Source organism: Sphingobacterium sp. UBA7625 (assembly GCF_002484085.1).
Classification (GTDB): Bacteria; Bacteroidota; Bacteroidia; order Sphingobacteriales; family Sphingobacteriaceae; genus Sphingobacterium; species Sphingobacterium athyrii.
The window spans coordinates 157,756-174,698 of the sequence record NZ_DLJD01000059.1 but is presented as its reverse complement, the minus strand read 5'-3'; the positions used below and the strand labels follow the sequence as shown (position 1 = coordinate 174,698).

At 40.0% G+C, this 16,943-nt stretch carries 9 protein-coding genes; 3 read left to right on the top strand and 6 right to left on the bottom strand.

The annotated features are described in order from the left end of the window. Positions 1-951 precede the first annotated feature (951 nt). The 3 genes from B4G94_RS25965 to B4G94_RS25955 are packed head-to-tail and all read left to right on the top strand — an operon-like array spanning position 952 to position 7,328. The gene (locus B4G94_RS25965; protein WP_286863036.1) at positions 952-2,109 is read left to right on the top strand and encodes a 6-bladed beta-propeller; all 1,158 of its coding nucleotides are present in this window, start codon (positions 952-954) and stop codon (positions 2,107-2,109) included. A 5-nt stretch (positions 2,110-2,114) separates the two neighbouring features. Next, entirely contained in the window at positions 2,115-4,931 is a 2,817-nt protein-coding gene (locus B4G94_RS25960) for a hypothetical protein (RefSeq protein ID WP_286863034.1), read from the top strand. Between the two features lie 57 nt (positions 4,932-4,988). Then, positions 4,989-7,328 (top strand): hypothetical protein, encoded by a 2,340-nt coding sequence (locus B4G94_RS25955; RefSeq protein ID WP_286863033.1) that lies wholly within the window; start codon positions 4,989-4,991, stop codon positions 7,326-7,328. A 199-nt stretch (positions 7,329-7,527) separates the two neighbouring features. On the opposite strand, the gene B4G94_RS25950 is transcribed toward B4G94_RS25955, so the two are convergent. From B4G94_RS25950 to B4G94_RS25925, 6 genes are read right to left on the bottom strand one after another with little or no spacing between them, the layout of a single operon-like run. Continuing rightward, a complete protein-coding gene (locus tag B4G94_RS25950) occupies positions 7,528-8,949 on the bottom strand; it encodes a discoidin domain-containing protein (RefSeq protein WP_286863032.1) in 1,422 nt (473 codons plus the stop codon). 56 nt (positions 8,950-9,005) lie between these two features. Further along, entirely contained in the window at positions 9,006-10,775 is a 1,770-nt protein-coding gene (locus tag B4G94_RS25945; RefSeq protein WP_286863031.1) for an alkaline phosphatase family protein, read from the bottom strand. A 9-nt stretch (positions 10,776-10,784) separates the two neighbouring features. Next, positions 10,785-12,794 (bottom strand): M60 family metallopeptidase, encoded by a 2,010-nt coding sequence (locus tag B4G94_RS25940; RefSeq protein WP_286863030.1) that lies wholly within the window; start codon positions 12,792-12,794, stop codon positions 10,785-10,787. Positions 12,795-12,809: 15 nt separating this feature from the next. After that, entirely contained in the window at positions 12,810-14,543 is a 1,734-nt protein-coding gene (locus B4G94_RS25935) for a LamG-like jellyroll fold domain-containing protein (protein ID WP_286863029.1), read from the bottom strand. Positions 14,544-14,563: 20 nt separating this feature from the next. After that, the gene (locus B4G94_RS25930; RefSeq protein WP_286863027.1) at positions 14,564-16,171 is read right to left on the bottom strand and encodes a DUF5008 domain-containing protein; all 1,608 of its coding nucleotides are present in this window, start codon (positions 16,169-16,171) and stop codon (positions 14,564-14,566) included. Positions 16,172-16,186: 15 nt separating this feature from the next. Continuing rightward, positions 16,187-16,942, bottom strand: a complete 756-nt coding sequence (locus B4G94_RS25925) for a hypothetical protein (protein ID WP_165305383.1) — start codon at positions 16,940-16,942, stop codon at positions 16,187-16,189. Between the last annotated feature and the right edge of the window lies 1 nt (position 16,943).

The following is a 16,943-nucleotide window of genomic DNA, read 5'->3' as shown; positions in this document are numbered from 1 at the left end:
TCATTTTACCCCTAACTCGCTGGAAACTTGACGGATTGTTTTTCCGCAGGAGGCCTTTCCGCCCCGGAAAGGCCGGTTATCCGCGGATCCGCAGCGGAAACGCAACGAAACAGAGAACCGCGCAGCCCAGCGTTTAATGCCCTAGATATGTATAATAGGGATAGGATGTGATTGAAACCCGAAACGAAGGAACAAAGAATGGCAGGGCTTGCAGTATCCAGCCCCCGGCCTGCAGTAATAGAAAGAGCAACAAAACCGTATGCTAGGATCTGCACTTGGTTCAGTTTGGAATTTACGGAGACTCCCGGTCATGTAATTTTGTTCCAGGGATTAGATTACCATAAACTTTGATCAACTCTTACTTTAGCACAGACTTTACTTAGGTTTTGTTTAGGTATAGTTTAGATAAATACTAACTAAAACCTAAATAAAAGCTAGCTTAATACTAGTTAAAATCTAGCTTAAAGAAGAACCAACTAAAAGCGAATAAATAGAATTTACACTAGAGCGCCAAAAAACGACAGTGAGTTGGAGAAATATCTTTGAAATTGGCTGCTAAGAAGCCTTTCCGACCAGGAACGAGAGCTGAACTAGCATTTTACTAAACAAGACTTGGTAATATGAAGAAACAAGCGATCAAAAATTGGAATTCACAAGCAGTATAATCTGTCGCACTCAAAATCCAGTAGCTTTAAACTGTGCATAGAAAGCTAATAATACATATTATACAATTAGATTAACGGCTAAAACTAGGTGCTTAAATCATCGCCTAGGAATATAACTCCTATAGCGCCCTATCCAAACACATAAAATACCGAGGTAGATTCCTTTTATTAGAAAAAAACAAACATTATCCTTAGAGTATTTTACGCAATCGATTGATTTCTTTATCTACTTTTTTTATAACCAATTAATTACTTATTTTAACCTAACCAATAAACTTAAAGAAATATGAAGGCCATAATTCTCTTGTTAGCTATGTTGTCGATTTTGAGCAAAATAGACGTTAAAGGCCAAAATCTAATTTATGCAAAAGACATCCCAACTGAAAAGCTTAGGATAATTCCCGAAACAACACAAGGAGGTACCGTTTCCGAGTTACTAGGTGATTTAGAATACATTCCTTTAACGGGAAACAAAAACCAGCTCCTAAGCGATGTCGTTGAAATGAACTGCAACGCCGGGCGTATAGGAGTATTAAATTCAAAAGGTGAATTTTACCTCTATGATATCCGCGGCAATCTGTTGAAAATTATAAATAGTGTAATCGGTCAAAAAGAAGAGAAAGAAAAATGGGCTATGCTCTTCCACTATATTCAATTTAATGAACATGGATTCGAGCTATCACATGCGTACATTAAGGCACGCTATGACCTCAACGGAAATTTTATTGACACTATCAGTAACAGAAATAATAAATGGGATTATGTTACACAAATCGGCGCTAAAAAATGGAAGTATTATTCCCCACGTTTAAGTGACCCTAAAATTAAAACAATCGATGCCTTAAAACTCGGAGATAGCGTGATTGTAAAATATGAAAAACTCGATTCAGTATTGATTTCTTATGGTGTACATCAACCATTAAGTCCAAACATCAACAATAAGGCCTATGCAAGCTTTGACTATACGACCAAATTATTCGAACTGGATAGCAGTGGAATTTCTAAAGTATACCAATTTGTTTTTCCCTTAAAGAATACAGTCAACCTAGATGAAGTCCGAAAGGTAAAAGATTATACAAGTTACATGCACTATTACAATGCGCATCGGGAGGAAATACGGACATTGGACAAAGTGGCCAATTATAAAAATTATCTTATCATGGAGCTCAAAAAATCAGATAGTTTTTGGATCGCCCTAAATCTGTCGAATAAAAGAATAATCGGGCTAACAAATATTCTCCCCGACAAAAGCAGCGACTATCTCAAATTTATGAGCGGAGATTTCTTACGCAGCAATGGTGAATACCTCTTCTCATTTCTTTCTCCTCAAGACATTCGCATTGCTATCAGTAAATCAAAAGAAGAGTTCCACCCCGTTAGCGAACGGCTCAAAGCCTTGGAAAAATCCAATAATCCTGTATTCGTCCGATTCAAACTCAAATGAGATCCATGACCAAAGCATATTTTCAAACTTTACTACTACTTACCTTTCTTATCTTATTAAACGTATCCAGTTTTGCTCAAACCAAAATCGAAGGTATTGTTATCGATACAACACATAATAATGTCCTACGATCCGCGACAGTATCCGTTTATGAGAAAGGCAATAAATCCGTAGACAAAATTACACTGACCGATACCTATGGAAAATTTTTCATTAACGATCTAGGCATCAATAAAACCTACTTATTGGAATTACGCTTTCAGGGTTTTAAGAAAGCGACACGAGAATTTATCTTAAAGAAAGATGAATCCAAAAATTTTGGAAAAATCCACATGGATTTTATGGAAAACGAATTGGAAGAAGTCGAAGTACTCCCTCCCGTCCGAATGAATGGGGATACCTTGGAATTTAACGCCGATGCTTTTAAGCTAGATAGCAATGCCGTAGTAGAAGATTTACTACGTAAACTTCCCGGCATTGTGGTGTGGGGTGATGGCAGTTTGACATACAATGGGAAAGAGATTCCCAACATACTTGTCAATGGCAAGGAATTTTTTGGATCCAGCAAAGCGATCGTATTACAGAATCTCGCCAAAGATGCCGTCCAGAAGCTGCAGATCTACGATAAGCGTGATGAAAAGGAAAAGAAAGAAAACCCGCTTAATGTGTCACTTGAAATGAATGTAACATTAAAAAAGGGTAAGGAAAAAATGTACTTCGGAAGTCTATCGTATGGTAGGGGTACAGGTAAACGTTACCAACAACATGCGAACTTTAACTTGTCAACCGGTAAATCACAATATACACTCGCCTATTCTGGGAATAACAGCAATAAATACCTGCAAAGCACAGATCAATTATTAAAAAATACCAGCTTTAAAGGCGTCGGTATCAACGCGGATTTTGATTCAGATTTTTTAAGTACAGGGATCAACAATCAACATGTACTTAGTGGCCGGTATCAGTATGATATTGTAGGAACCAACCAAGTCAATAGAAAACACCTATTGACAAGCAATGTGTTGAGCCGCTGGGATAATACACTCAATAAAGACCATTCAACGACCTCTTTTCTTTCCGATGACAATGCTGTTAATAATCAGCGTACGAACGATAACGAAAGCCACAACAAAAGGAGAAGCCTCGTAGCCGCCCTAAATTATACCAATACTGGCGGAAAAGTCGGCAATCGATTTACGAACCTAACAGCAGATGCTGATTTTGAGCACATCTCCAACTTAGATAATTCGGTCATCTTCAACGAATACAATTACACCAACGAACATGCACAAAATACAGTTCGAAATAATGGTGAATACCGCAAAAATAAACTATCCTATAGTACCAACATAGATCTGTATGACGTCAATTCAAGTCCTACGATGAGTATGCGTATCAAGAACGGAAATTCATTTGGCGAGCTCCTGACCTATAAATTGAAATGGAGCGGATCAGTCTCCGAAACACAACAATTCAATGAAATGCGGAGTGCCTATACGAACGCCGATAAACAGGAATTAAATAGACAGGATCATCGAACCTACGACAAATCACTCAAAGAATTTAGTCAAAATATTAACCTCAGTGTTCGATATCTTGATTGGACACTCGAAAATAATCTCAGTTTCTATCATACAACCACTAATGACAATGTTGTAAATTTAGTAGAAGACAAACCACAGATCAACTTGGATTTAACTCACTTGAGCAGGTTCAATCAGCTTCAATACGAGCCAAATCTTGAAAAATCCTTTCGCCTAAAAAGCCACTATCTACAAGGAAGAAGTAGCTCCTCTACAAATCTAACATTAGGAGCCGGACTACGTTTCTATAAAGCAGAGAATCGCTCGACACTCGATTATCGCAACCTAGAACAAACTTTCACAACATTTTTGCCGCAGGTTCGCCTCAGTCGATATTATAGTAAAAGCGGCCAATACTACATAAACAGCTCCTTAACTGTAAATTATGATGAAGAATATCCAAACCTGGACCAGCTTAGGCCCATTTATGATAACAGCAATGTTGCTTACCGCTTTTTTGGCGCAACACAACTTAAAAAAACACAGCGTGCTAAAGCAACCTTTTTGACGAGCTTTAATGAACAACGTCAAAATGGCTATTCGGGCAACATAAGCCTGAGTTATACGCAGTATAGACAGGGACTGACAGACAGTATTTTATTTAAAGAAGGGCAGCAACAAAGATATCTTGTTCAGATTGCTACTCCAATGCCCCTATTAGCTGTTAATGGCTATTTAAATAAAAATTATCCCCTCAGCAAAACACAAGCATTAAATTTTCAATTTAATGTTGGCCTCAACTGGGGAAATAAAATTCAATTTATCGATGCAATAAAACAAGAAATGGGTACAAATAGCCAAAATATCAGCTTAAAAAGCTACTACACCATTCTGGATCGTTATCAAATTGGCTGGATCAATGGCTGGAACCGTTATGCACGGCACAATAAACTATCCGAAAAAAACAATGACTATGTATCCAATTATTGGACTTCGGGAATAAGTATGAGCTATTCATTGTCGAAACGCTGGCAACTAAATAGTAACGGTACAAGTCGGTTATCCTACGCTAACAATTACAAAGATCATGCTTTCATCTGGAACATGAATACAACATATCGTTTACTCCCGGGAAATAATCTAGAACTAAAATTATCCGCCTATGATTTACTCAAGGAGAATAAAGGGTTATATATTAATAATGGACTTACCGAATTTACACAGGGCTATCGCAATAATTTAACGCAATATTTTATGCTATCTTTAACTTATTTCCCTCGGAAATTCGGTTTCAAATAAGATGCAATAAGAATAATAAATTTTATCAAGAAAGCCAGTAACTAAAATTTAAGAACCATGCGCCTTATTTTACTCACCATAATTACTCTATTTGCTTCACTGCACTTAAAAGCACAAAACCGCAGCATTTATATTCACACCGACAGGGATTATTATATTCCTACCGACACGGTCTGGTTTAAAGCCTACCTGCTCGAAGATGGAAGGCCTGCCAATACAGTATTCAACCTCTATATGCGCATGGCCAATGACGAAGGAATAGAATTTCAACGATCTGTCGCGATGGTCACCGAGGGCATAAGTGCAAGCTTTTTTATTATTCCTCCAGACTTCAAAGGAAACAATATTTACATCAACGCTTACGCACGAAATCAGCCATATTGTGTACAGAAACCTTACTTTAAAAAACTAGGCGTATTACATTTCGATGAGGCACAAACACCATCTGCTGCTCGCCCAAAATCCAAACAAACATTCTTACATATAAAGCCCAGCGGTGGAATATTATTAAGCGGAATTGAAAATCAGGTTCTATTTCATGCACTCGACCAATCTGGTTTACCTTTTATGACAAAGGGGAGTTTGCTGGACGATCAAAACAAACAGATCACGACATTTGAAACCGATTCAGCAGGACTAGCCGAAGTAACCTTCATCCCATCGACGTCAGCCCGCTATAGGATCGAATGGGTAGACACAAAAGGGGATTTTCGAAGAAATAGCTTGCCGCAAGCAGTATTGGGCATTAAAGCCCATATTGTTGCAGACACAAATTTGACAAGCACTCAATTACAAAGTAATAATGAAGCACAAAAAGTCTATATAAAAGCGAGTATTGGTCAACGGCTCCTGTTTTCGCAGAACATTGAGGTGCCACGCGCCAAGAAAACCAATATTCCAATTCAAAATAGTGATTTGGAATACGGAATTATGCAAGTACAAATAAGCGATATTCATGGAAATGTACTTTCCAAACAAAGTCAGCTGATTGGGCAAAATACAATCGAAATCACGCCTCGAGTAAGTATTGAGCAAGGCACAGGAAGCAAATCTGCAAATAGGCTGTCTTTAACACTTCCGAAGACAATTGAGCGAGCAAGTTTGTCAATTTCGATCACCGACATCGACGTACCTATTGACAGCTCTAGTAATATCGTAACCGATCTTATTTTCAAACCCATAACTGCATATGAAATTCCAAGTGCATTAAAAATCTTGCAATCGACCAAACATAAAGACCTTTTTATTAAAAGCCAATCCTGGCTTTCGGAGGTTTGTCCTACAGACTCAGTTATACAACCTGATACCTTGATTGTATTAAGCGGTCAGATCAGCATGCAGGCTAATACATGGCCAAAATTCTACAAACGCTATCTGAAATACAACCAGCGCAACTTCAAAGAAACCGGAAAAAGAAGGGGGATCTCTTTTGGTTACAAAGATTTTCAAAGACTTGGGTTCAAGTACACCGAAGCCGAAATGGATTCTCTCGGTAGGTTTACAGTGCCCAACTTAATTGTCTTTGATTCTATGGACACGCGCGTCAGCCAGATCCATTCTTTATTGAAATTTTATCCTTTCAAAGTCAATTACACTTTTGTAAACCCAAACAAATATAAGACTCCTTTTTACATCCCTATTTCTAAAGCAGGTCAAAAGCCAGGATATTCTGAACCGCAGGAGCATACAAATTTTAAGAGTTATTACTATACAGATGCTAAAGGAAATCGCATTCTCCCAACTGTTAATGTTAAACGCTTAACAAAGAGACAACGTGAGATCCAACTTTTAGAACAACGGTTTAAAATGCAGGATATTCCAACCAATCTCGAACCGGATCAAATATTGCTTCCATTACTAGACGAGGAAGTCCAGAAAAGAGACATGTCCTTGTACGATTATCTCCGTCGACATTTGAATGGATATAATTACGTGACTTATCTAAATGGACAGAGAAAACGTGATCCAGACCGAGCTTTTTTAATGGCCGACGTTTCTAACTATGCCTATATCAAATGTTATCGCTCATTTCCGCCTGCAAACGGAGCTGCAGCAGTCTTAATTTTCGAACTAGCACCATCAGAAAAAGATCGAGATTTTGGTAAATATGTAGACGAACAGACCATATTGGGTTATATGCCTATCAAACAGTTCACTCAACGCGACTATTCCAGTGAGGCTGACAAGGAACTGACGCCGGAGGATAATCGCATGACACTCTATTGGGATCCATTTGTTTCCATAGATAGTACTGCGGCATCCAAGCAGATCAAATTTTTCAACAACAGTAAGGCCAAAGGGTTCTATATTACTATCCAAGGTGTCTGCAACACCGGTCAGCTTGTTTACTATCGCCGTATCTTCAATAGTCCAAGATCTGAACGCCCAGAAAAGTAGGAATACGATTCACTTAGCCTATGGCTCCGGAATCCCGTCGAAATACTTACTGGATTAAAATCCTTCTGTCACTCATCGGAGGAACCAAAAAAAATTTCCCCAGAAAGTCATTCACTCGCTGGGGAAATTCAAATCAGACATCTTATCCCGGTATATGGATTAGCCGGGTTGTCTTTCCTTTTTTAGATTTAAAAACGGATTATTTAAGCACTATCGGGGCATATCCCCCAGCTCTAAATTCCGCCAAATGCGTTGATGTCGCAGTAGAACTCATCGGCGCCGTCATAGTTATACGGACATACCTGGCTTTGACCATCGATACATTATAATCATGCCATACTGCTGGACCAGCCGAATCAAAAAACAGATCTTTACCAACCATAGTCCAACTCGCTTTGTCCAATGACGTTTCAATATTGAATGTTTTAAAACCACCCGTATTATTATTATGTCGCCGTATCATTCCAAACTGCGCAAAATTTTCCACTTTCCCTAAATCAACAATAAACCAATGGGGGTAGACCGGATTATTTGACGAAGACCAGGTCGAATGCCAATATGTTCCAATATCACCATCAATCAACGAGCTCGCTTTCCCATTTGCGGCCCCCTCCTGGGATTCGGTCGAAGATACCTCTGCAGACCAGGTCGACCTACTCAACAACGTGGGTGCCTTTACTTCAGCATCTTGTACGGGTGAGGTCAGTCCGTCCGTTTCTATTGTGAAGGTAAAAGCTGTAGGCTTACCTTGAAGGTCGAATAATACTCTTTTTTCGACATCTGTGCTGTTATCTATCCGTACCGTTTTCGACTGGCCATTCAATTGGTAATTCACGATAATAGTAGCCGGATCCTTGCCCAGATTTGTCCAAGCCAGCCCCCCATTATTCCCGTCCATAAAGGCAACCATTGTTTTTAGTATTCCTTTATAAGCCAATACTCCGGGCGCTTGCTTCCGCTCATCCACAACTGCTACTTTCAATTCTTCATCCATAGTTAAGATCTTGAAAGCTACTTCCTTGGTTTCGTCTGTCAGATTCGAGATAACGACCTCACTCTCTTTATTCGAATCAAAGGTTCGAACGACCTCTTTACCATCTAGCACATAGCTAATTTTTGTTGCAATGGCTCGATCTGAAGTTTTAGGGAATACAAATTTTATTCCTCCGGGAACGGGTTCCAAAGTAAGTCCAGTAAGTTTATAGGCCGCTTCATAAGGTCCCGGCTTCAATGAAACCTTACTTAATTTTGATGCAGTTCCGTCCGAAGTGAAATATTGAACTGTAACCGTATAATCCTTATAATCTTTGAGAGTGATAATTGTCGGCTCATCAAATTTGCTCACTGTAATCACTTTCTCCTCAGCTCCCTCGGTATAGCGAATCTCTGCTTTAACGACTCGATCTGATAAAGCAGGCCAATGTATTTCTAATTTTTGGTTAAAAGCCGATACAAAAGTCAAATTTGTAGGCCTTGCTGTTGGGCGTGTCTCCGTCACAATGGTATCTTGATCCCCTTGCTTCGGAAAGGTAAGTTCCTCTTCTTTACAACTCCCCATACTTAGCAAAAAAGCTCCTAAAATGACATTAAATGCCCAGCTCATTTTAAAATTCCTTTTCATCTTTAAATAACGTTTATTCCACCAGTACGATGGAGCTTAGTTTATAATCTATTTTCTTATTGCTTTGGCAAGAGGAACTCTACTTCGTATTTATTTAAAAACACCTGCCCTTCCAATTTCCAATCTTTTAACGTCCGCACTTCCAACCAGTAAAATATCTGTGGGAAAAAGTCTGCTGCCTGAATAAAAACTGCATTGTCGCCCATCTCACAAGGCACTACTTCGGACGTCATTCTGGATTGGAAATCTCCACTAAGTCCCATTGCACTCTTACCCGCTACCTCATTCTGAATCGATCCGGTTTCAGTAGGTGACATCTTCCAATACCCTTTCAGGTTATTGGCAAAAGGAGATTTCGTCAATTCGTCCGTAGAACATAATGAATTACGGATTTCATCTTGTGTAAAAGCCTTATTAAAGATGGATACATTCGACACATCAAAATCCACCAAATCATAGGATATATTTGGTCTATAGCCAAAAATCAAGGGATCATTTGTTTTTATATTGGCTACATTCATTCCAGATGTCGTCGTTTCTTGGGCTAATGTCCCATTGTTATAAATCTTGATATTTACTTCGTCATTTCCGATCGCTTTGATGACTGTGGTCATGGTATACCACTCGCCATTGACTTTCGCTGTTTGGCAAGTAGCCTCCTTAACGCCATCACTGATCTTCACTTGCAAATCATTTCCCCAAGTATAATACATCCAACCTGGAGTACCCAACGATGTATTCGAATCCTTGCCGAATATACCGGAGTACCAATAGTTATACGTATTTGGAGAATAGGTCGATGAAATAATCGTATTGTTCAAATTAAATCTAAAACGAGCTGATATGGTTAACTCTTTCGTTGTGGCAAGATCATAATCACTTGAATTACCAATATCGCCACTTACTGCTCTTACCCCCAAAGGTTTATTTCCAGTACCGTCGTATCCCCACATCCGAACATAGCTCATAGGTTTTCCGGTTAGTTCGGCCCCTTTAAAGTTTTTATTCTGAAATATGGCAAAGGTATTCCGTTCTTGCATCGTTTTACCCCCGTAGGAACTTCCAACACCCCCATGATTTGACGTTAAGATAATCAACCAGTCTTCATTTTGATAATTTTTGCGGGCAGCCAGTCCTTTTGTTATTTCACCAATATAACCATCAACTTTCTTTAGGGCATTCGCATAATCGTTATTGCTCATTGTAAACCCACCTTTTTCGCCCGCTTCCAATAACGAGGTGAATTGTACGATCATACAATCCGTATTTTTGGTATTAAAAAGGTCTAGCACCTTTGTCTTTACATCTTCGTCGGTCGCTCCATTATAGGTTTCATTCGCGCTAACAAGCAGTTTGTCATTCATTGTCGCCGACCGTGATACAACGGTCGTTTTCAGTGAAGGTGCTATTGTAGCAATACGATACAACATGGACGGATAACCGGCAACATTTTTATGGGGATCATTTTCATCCGGTTTCGGAATAAAAGAGTCATCATTAATTTGGTGATTGGAATAGGTCACTCCACTCATCATGGTCATCCAAGACGATGGATCACTGGTATTCTCATCGGCCAATGCACTAAAGGTATACTTACTTGTCTTGAGCAACTCTGCCATATTAGCGGGTACACTCTTTTTTAATTCCTGCCCTACCAAGCCGTCCACGGAGATAAAAAGCACCTTCCGTTTAACTGCTTGTTGCAGATTCTGCTCATAGTCTTCATAAACTGCGGGTGGGTTAGCATATTTTGTACAGCCAACCAATAACGACACCGCACCTACGACAAGCACTAAGGCTCTCATTATATTGAATAATCTTTTCATAACTTAAGTTTATATATCGTAAAACACCCCTAACTCGGCAATTGCTACGTGTATATCTCCACCAGTATTTGGATCCGGGAACACAAATTTCACGTACTGCGCCTCCACGAGATTTGAAAAAGTAAACTCTTTCATTGCTGCATTCTGAGCCGTTGTTTGGGAAGCGCTAGCCAACGCATATTGCCCCATATCAGTCCAGTTTTTGTTGTCCTTGCTGATAAAAACGTTAACCTTAGTCGCGAAGGTTGAATTCGCTCTATTTTTATAATAAAAGCCTTTAAAGACATTAACTTCCTTCATATTCATGGTTAATTCCACAGGTAAAGTCGTCGGGATAGAACAGCCAGACCAGCACGTATGCCAATAGGTATTTGGATCGCCATCCGTCATTGCACTAAACTTACCGGTACTTTCGTTGGTTGCTGTCGCAACATTGGCCGTAAATTCAAACAAACCGCTAGGTAAGAAATAACGCGGTTGCAATACGCCCTCGCCCCCTGTAAATGTCAATGGATTGTATTCCCAAATCGCGCGATCCATTGGTGGATATTTCTCACGCATTTCACGTTTGGCCGAGCTACTTACCGGAATCCCCCAAGCGATAAAGAATCGATTAAAGTCTTTCCCTGTAAAGTTACATAGCTGGCGATAGAAATAGTCTCGCTTACCTTGATCCAAAGAACTTGTAAAATTTTCATTCCTCGCCTTACTATAGATATAAGGGAAAAAATCCCATCCTGACTCCCCATTTTTACCCTTTGTCTTATCGAAAATCTGAAGAAATGGCGTTAATCGTGCAAAAGGATCATCGGCATCGATACCCAATTCTTCAGGGAAATTGGAAAAATTCTTCGCCGAGGTCAGCGCAGCAAATTTCAGGGCCGCAGGAATCGATGTCTTTAAGGCATGAGCAAAATCAATCCGAGAAGTCACACCGCGATTGCGTGCCGCATTAAAAATAAACAAGTTGTTTGTTGTTTCTCCCAAATCCGACCAGCTCCAAGCCCATGTTGCTTGGTAATTATGTCCAACCTCATGATACGACCCCCATGAAGTTCCCTTTTTGATCGTGTTTGGATTTGTCAATTCATCCAACCAATATTCATCCTCCTGCATTATCCATGGACTACCACTATGGGCATAACCTAAGGATGGATGGATATCCATCACACCTCTCTCCCAAAATTCCGGATAGCGATTTTTTGGATCGGCGGCATCTGCAGACAATCCCATCCAATTGTAATAATCTTTGACATAAGTATCGTCCCACAAACGCAGCGCTTCATCCACCTGATCCATTTTTCCCGACTGGATGAATTTAACAACCAGTGAACGCGGAACGGAGAAGGCAACGCGCTCCCCGATAAGATCCATCCAAGGTACATCCTGCGATAAAACCTGTTTTTTCCAATCGGCCACCGTGGACTTCCCTAAAATAAAATCTGTGGTTTTAACAGCACCCGCTACCTTAATATTGACGGGAGTCGCACTTGCTTTCTGATTTATAATCCATATGGTTCCACCATACAAGTTTTTAATGTAGTTTGTCCCCGGGAACAATTCCTTTCTCGTGAACAGAATTGGATCCCTACGTGGCGCATCTTTACCTGTTATATTATCTGTATGTACACCTATCTGTACCGTCATGCCAACGGCGCCTGTAGGTACTGTAATTCGAATTACCTCTCCTGCGGGAGCATATAGTCCTGTTGTATAAATCGGCGCAGGTGTCACGCTGACCTTAAATTCGTAAGATGACACATACTTTCTATTCATCAACATAGAAATTGTGGTATCCTTAATACGGGTCACATTTTCCCCAACCAAACCGGGATATATTCGCGCTTTATGGTATAAACTTCTATCGGCCTTACCCATCGTCGTGTCTGTCACCAAGGCTGTTTCCGTGGAATCTCCAGATTGATATCCGTCTGGAAACTCAATACCATATTTACTGCAGGAAGAGGCAAAGGCCATCAACCCAACAAATAATCCAAAAACTAAATATCTCTTTCTCATTAGGTCAAAATTTGGTTATTTTCTAATTTGTGTATAGTTTGGCGTCCAGCTCTTGCCGTCCAAATTCCATGATGATTCTACCGATACGCCCAACCATTGAAAAATCATAAAGGGAATATCTACGGCATTCGGCACTAGACGATAAAACGATTCCTCAATTGGTGGTTGAAAGAACGGCACCAATTCATTGAAACTTGTCCAGGAAACCGGGCCCGTCAATTTAAAATTGCCGGCTCCCTTCCCCGTTTTCTCCGTCAGAAGAGTAGTATTGACATCTTCATATCCAGGCCAATATCCTTGAAGATTATCCCAGAATGGATACGTTTCATCAATATGAGTCACCCCACCGTATCGCTTTACTTCTTCGGCCGAAAAGGCTCGATTATAAATCTGTACATTACAGATCGAAATATTACAACCTGTATCTCCATCCCCTGGATTGAAGCCTAAGGTCAAAGGGCTTGTGTTATCAAGATTATTCCCATTGGCACCTACTTGAGAGGACTTTCCTGACACTGTCGCGTTTGTTCCGTCGGTATACACATAAACAGAATCCTGAGTCCCACTCCGTTTAATAACAGCGGTCAGCGCATGCCATTCACCATCATTAATACCGGGACCGAATGCTTGCCCTGCAATTGAGCTATTAAAACCCCAGTAATTTCCTTCTAAAAAGAAGTTCCAGCCAGCTCCAGTAAAACCAGCGACACGCTTTGCAAAAAATATCGGGTAATAATAATTAGAATTGGCGACATTGTATTTCAAAAAGAGGGTCATCGTCCAATCACTCCCCGTGCCCATATTAAATTTATTTTCATCAGCTAATTTACCAATGACCTGATTGTTGCTCGCATAAGTATATCTCGTCGCATTTGCCACAAAAGGAATATCTTTAGAATTGGGTCTTGGCACAATTTTCCGCGCAAACTTTGGCGAGTAGAATAACGTATACGTATCTCTTTTACTATCCCCATAAGGTGTAAAATCGGTCACCGGATCCGTAGATGCCCCCCCCTGAGCGGAAGTAATGATCACAATCCAGTTTTCCGTATTGAAGCTCGCTCTTTTCTTGATCGTTTCCCATAAGGATTTAACCTGCTTGTCCATTACGTTGACTGCAGCGACATATTTTGCATCCGCGGCGGTATAAGCTGATGATTTCCCAGCTTTATCAACTTCCGTCAAATGGATAACATTTAGATCGGATTCGGCATTTGACAACGACGTGTTCGCTGCAGTGACCACCGCAACATCATTACTTTCCACCTTAACTTCGGCATCATTACCCAAGGTAGCACCATACTTTGCGTCGGAAGTGAAAAGGCTCGATTTACGGCTTGTTGCATTTTGCTTCAATTTCGTAAAAATCGTTGGATACTTATTCAAGTCAATCGTGCTTAAATCTGTGCCGACGACTCTATTTTTAGCACTATTTACACCGGTCAGCAATGCGGCGGTAACCGATTGATTGGTTACCTCAAAATCCGTTGTCGGATCAGCTAGACTACCATAAGTCACCAAACCGTTACGCGCCATCAAATCGATATTCGTTGGAGCAATGTCCTGCATGGCAGGACCAGAAAGCCCATCAACGATAACCAACAACACCTTATCACGACTTTCTGGACTATCCTTTGCTTCATTGAAATTCTGCAACAAATTCGGAAAATCTTTATTACAAGCACCTAATATTATTAAGGTAGCAAGAACTAAAGAAATATATTTCAAAGTTTTTAAATACTTAATCATAACCAGTTTCATTTATTGGGTTAATTCTTGATTTCCAAACGTAGGAAGTTTCCTACTGTTTTTTGCCCATATTGGAGAATACTTCCTCCAAGCAACAATGCGGGTTCGCCTAAAGAGGATTTCGTTTCGATAACCTTAGCAAGATCGCCAGTGAATGGTCCTAATGAATTATATTTTTGCAGTAATTCGCCATTTTTTTCCAAGATCAATAAATTGGCTCTTGGCACACCAGCATAACTTTCTTGCGTTCCTTCAACAATGACTTGTCCGTTATTCAATATCTGTGCATAATTAATAATTCCAGTACCCATATCCTGCAGAATGAAAGTCTCATCAATTGTTCCATCTGTATTCATCAAGGCAATATTATTTACCTTTCCTGAAGCACCAGCACCTGTAAATATGCCCGAAACAGCTAATTTTTTTAAGGTACTATTATAGCTTACCTTAAATAATCGCGTAATATTTCCTTTTAAGGTAAAGGTCTCATCCAATGAACCGTCTGATTTGATACAAGCAATTCCGTTGGCCGCCTTACCATTGTAAGTCGTAAATGCGCCGACGATGACAACACGTTCATTATCAATCATGGCCGCATCCATGATCTGTCCATTGGCGCCGGAGTTATTCAGCGCAAAAGTAGAATCCAGTGAACCATCCTCTTTCATGCGAATGATACTCTTCGCGGTCGAGATAATATATCTACGGGAATCACGAGAAGAATAGTCGTAGTCAATCCTATAGTGCGATGTAAAGTTACCTACCGCGATTACCTTATTATCCGCCACAGTAAATGTTCTGATAATCATATCGTTTACACCTCCATTAAAGGCAGACACCGTATCCAATGAATTTTTCGGGTCATTACCCGGATTGATCACTTCTACAATCATGGAATCAATCTTACCATCATTATTGATACGGACAATATTATTTACCGCTCGTTTTGCAAAAGTTCCCAAAGCACCGGCAAAGATAAATTTACCATCGCCTGTCTTTGCGATAGATCGCACAAAACCGCCTCCGAATGCCCCTTGGCCAAATTTCATATTATCGCTTGTCTTACCATTCGCATCAATAAAATGTACCCCATTGCGGTAGACCTTTTGATTTTCTGGAACGTTTAGCGTAATTGCTTCATTTTCGAAGTTAGAGAAAGATCCAGCTACAATAAAACCACCCGCATTCGGTAAAATATCATATACTCCGCCTCGAAATCCGTTTACCATGCCATAGTTTTCGTCTACAGAAGTATTCCCCTCAATTTCCAGTCGTGGGCCATAAAAGATTTCTTCACCCACAACGATTTTGGCATTTCCGGAGGTAATCTGCGCCGGTATTTTAATCGTGACCAGTGAATCTTTCGCCGACACCACCTCTACCGCTGTGTTATTCACAAAAAAGTTAATTTGATCTAATTTTCCTTTCAGGCCTTTTACATAAAAATCCACCAATTCACCAGGTTTGGCCGTTCCTGGTTCTGGATAATTGATATAAAATCCGACTCCCAGTGGTTCCTTACCTCCTGCGTACGGATCTGTTCCGGTTACGATATCCTTGCTACAAGCAGCACATGCGATTAATGCTACAATCAGGACAGCTATTTTGGTTATTAAATTTCTTTTCATAGTAATATCAGATCGTTATTTAGGGAGCACACCCAACAAGTAAGCCTCATCTGCAAATTCGTAATTCTGAAATCCGAAGGAATGTTTCGAGAATTGCAGCACATGTAATACACCATTGGTCGGTTGAATATCCGATGTTGCTACCGGTGCTGTAATATAAGGGACAAAATAATCCTTAATCTCATCAGGCACACTAAAGGAATACGGAAAATTCAAATAAAGTTGACGATAACCCGCATATTTAATGACCTGTGTCCCCCCAGAGCTTTCATTTTTACTGACAACATCATTATAGAGCACACCAATATTCATATCGCCATCAGCTAGGTTTTTATATACCCCACCCGGAAATGCAGCCAAGTTTAGTGTATCAATCTGACGATAATCTTTGGCTACATTTTTACCTTTAAAAATATACCTGGACAGGTATTTTCGCCAAACTTCCGGTCTGATTTGCTCCAGTTTGGTGATAGAATCCTGTCCTGAACGGAATAATGTTTGATTCAACAGCCACACCGACTTCAAAATGCATGGATCGGGGGGAGCAAAGAAGGTTACTTCATCATTTTTGAGTACAGCATCCAATTTAGCAACTTTCAATGCCACCATTAGGGTATCAAACAAATCAGGTCTTGATTCCAGATAATTCCAGATCGTACCATTAAACTTCGCTTCATGAACACCCGTATCGATATAATCTTCTTTTTTACACGCCGAAAACAACGAAACTGCCATCAACAGTAAAAAAGTATATTTCCAAATCTTTTTCATG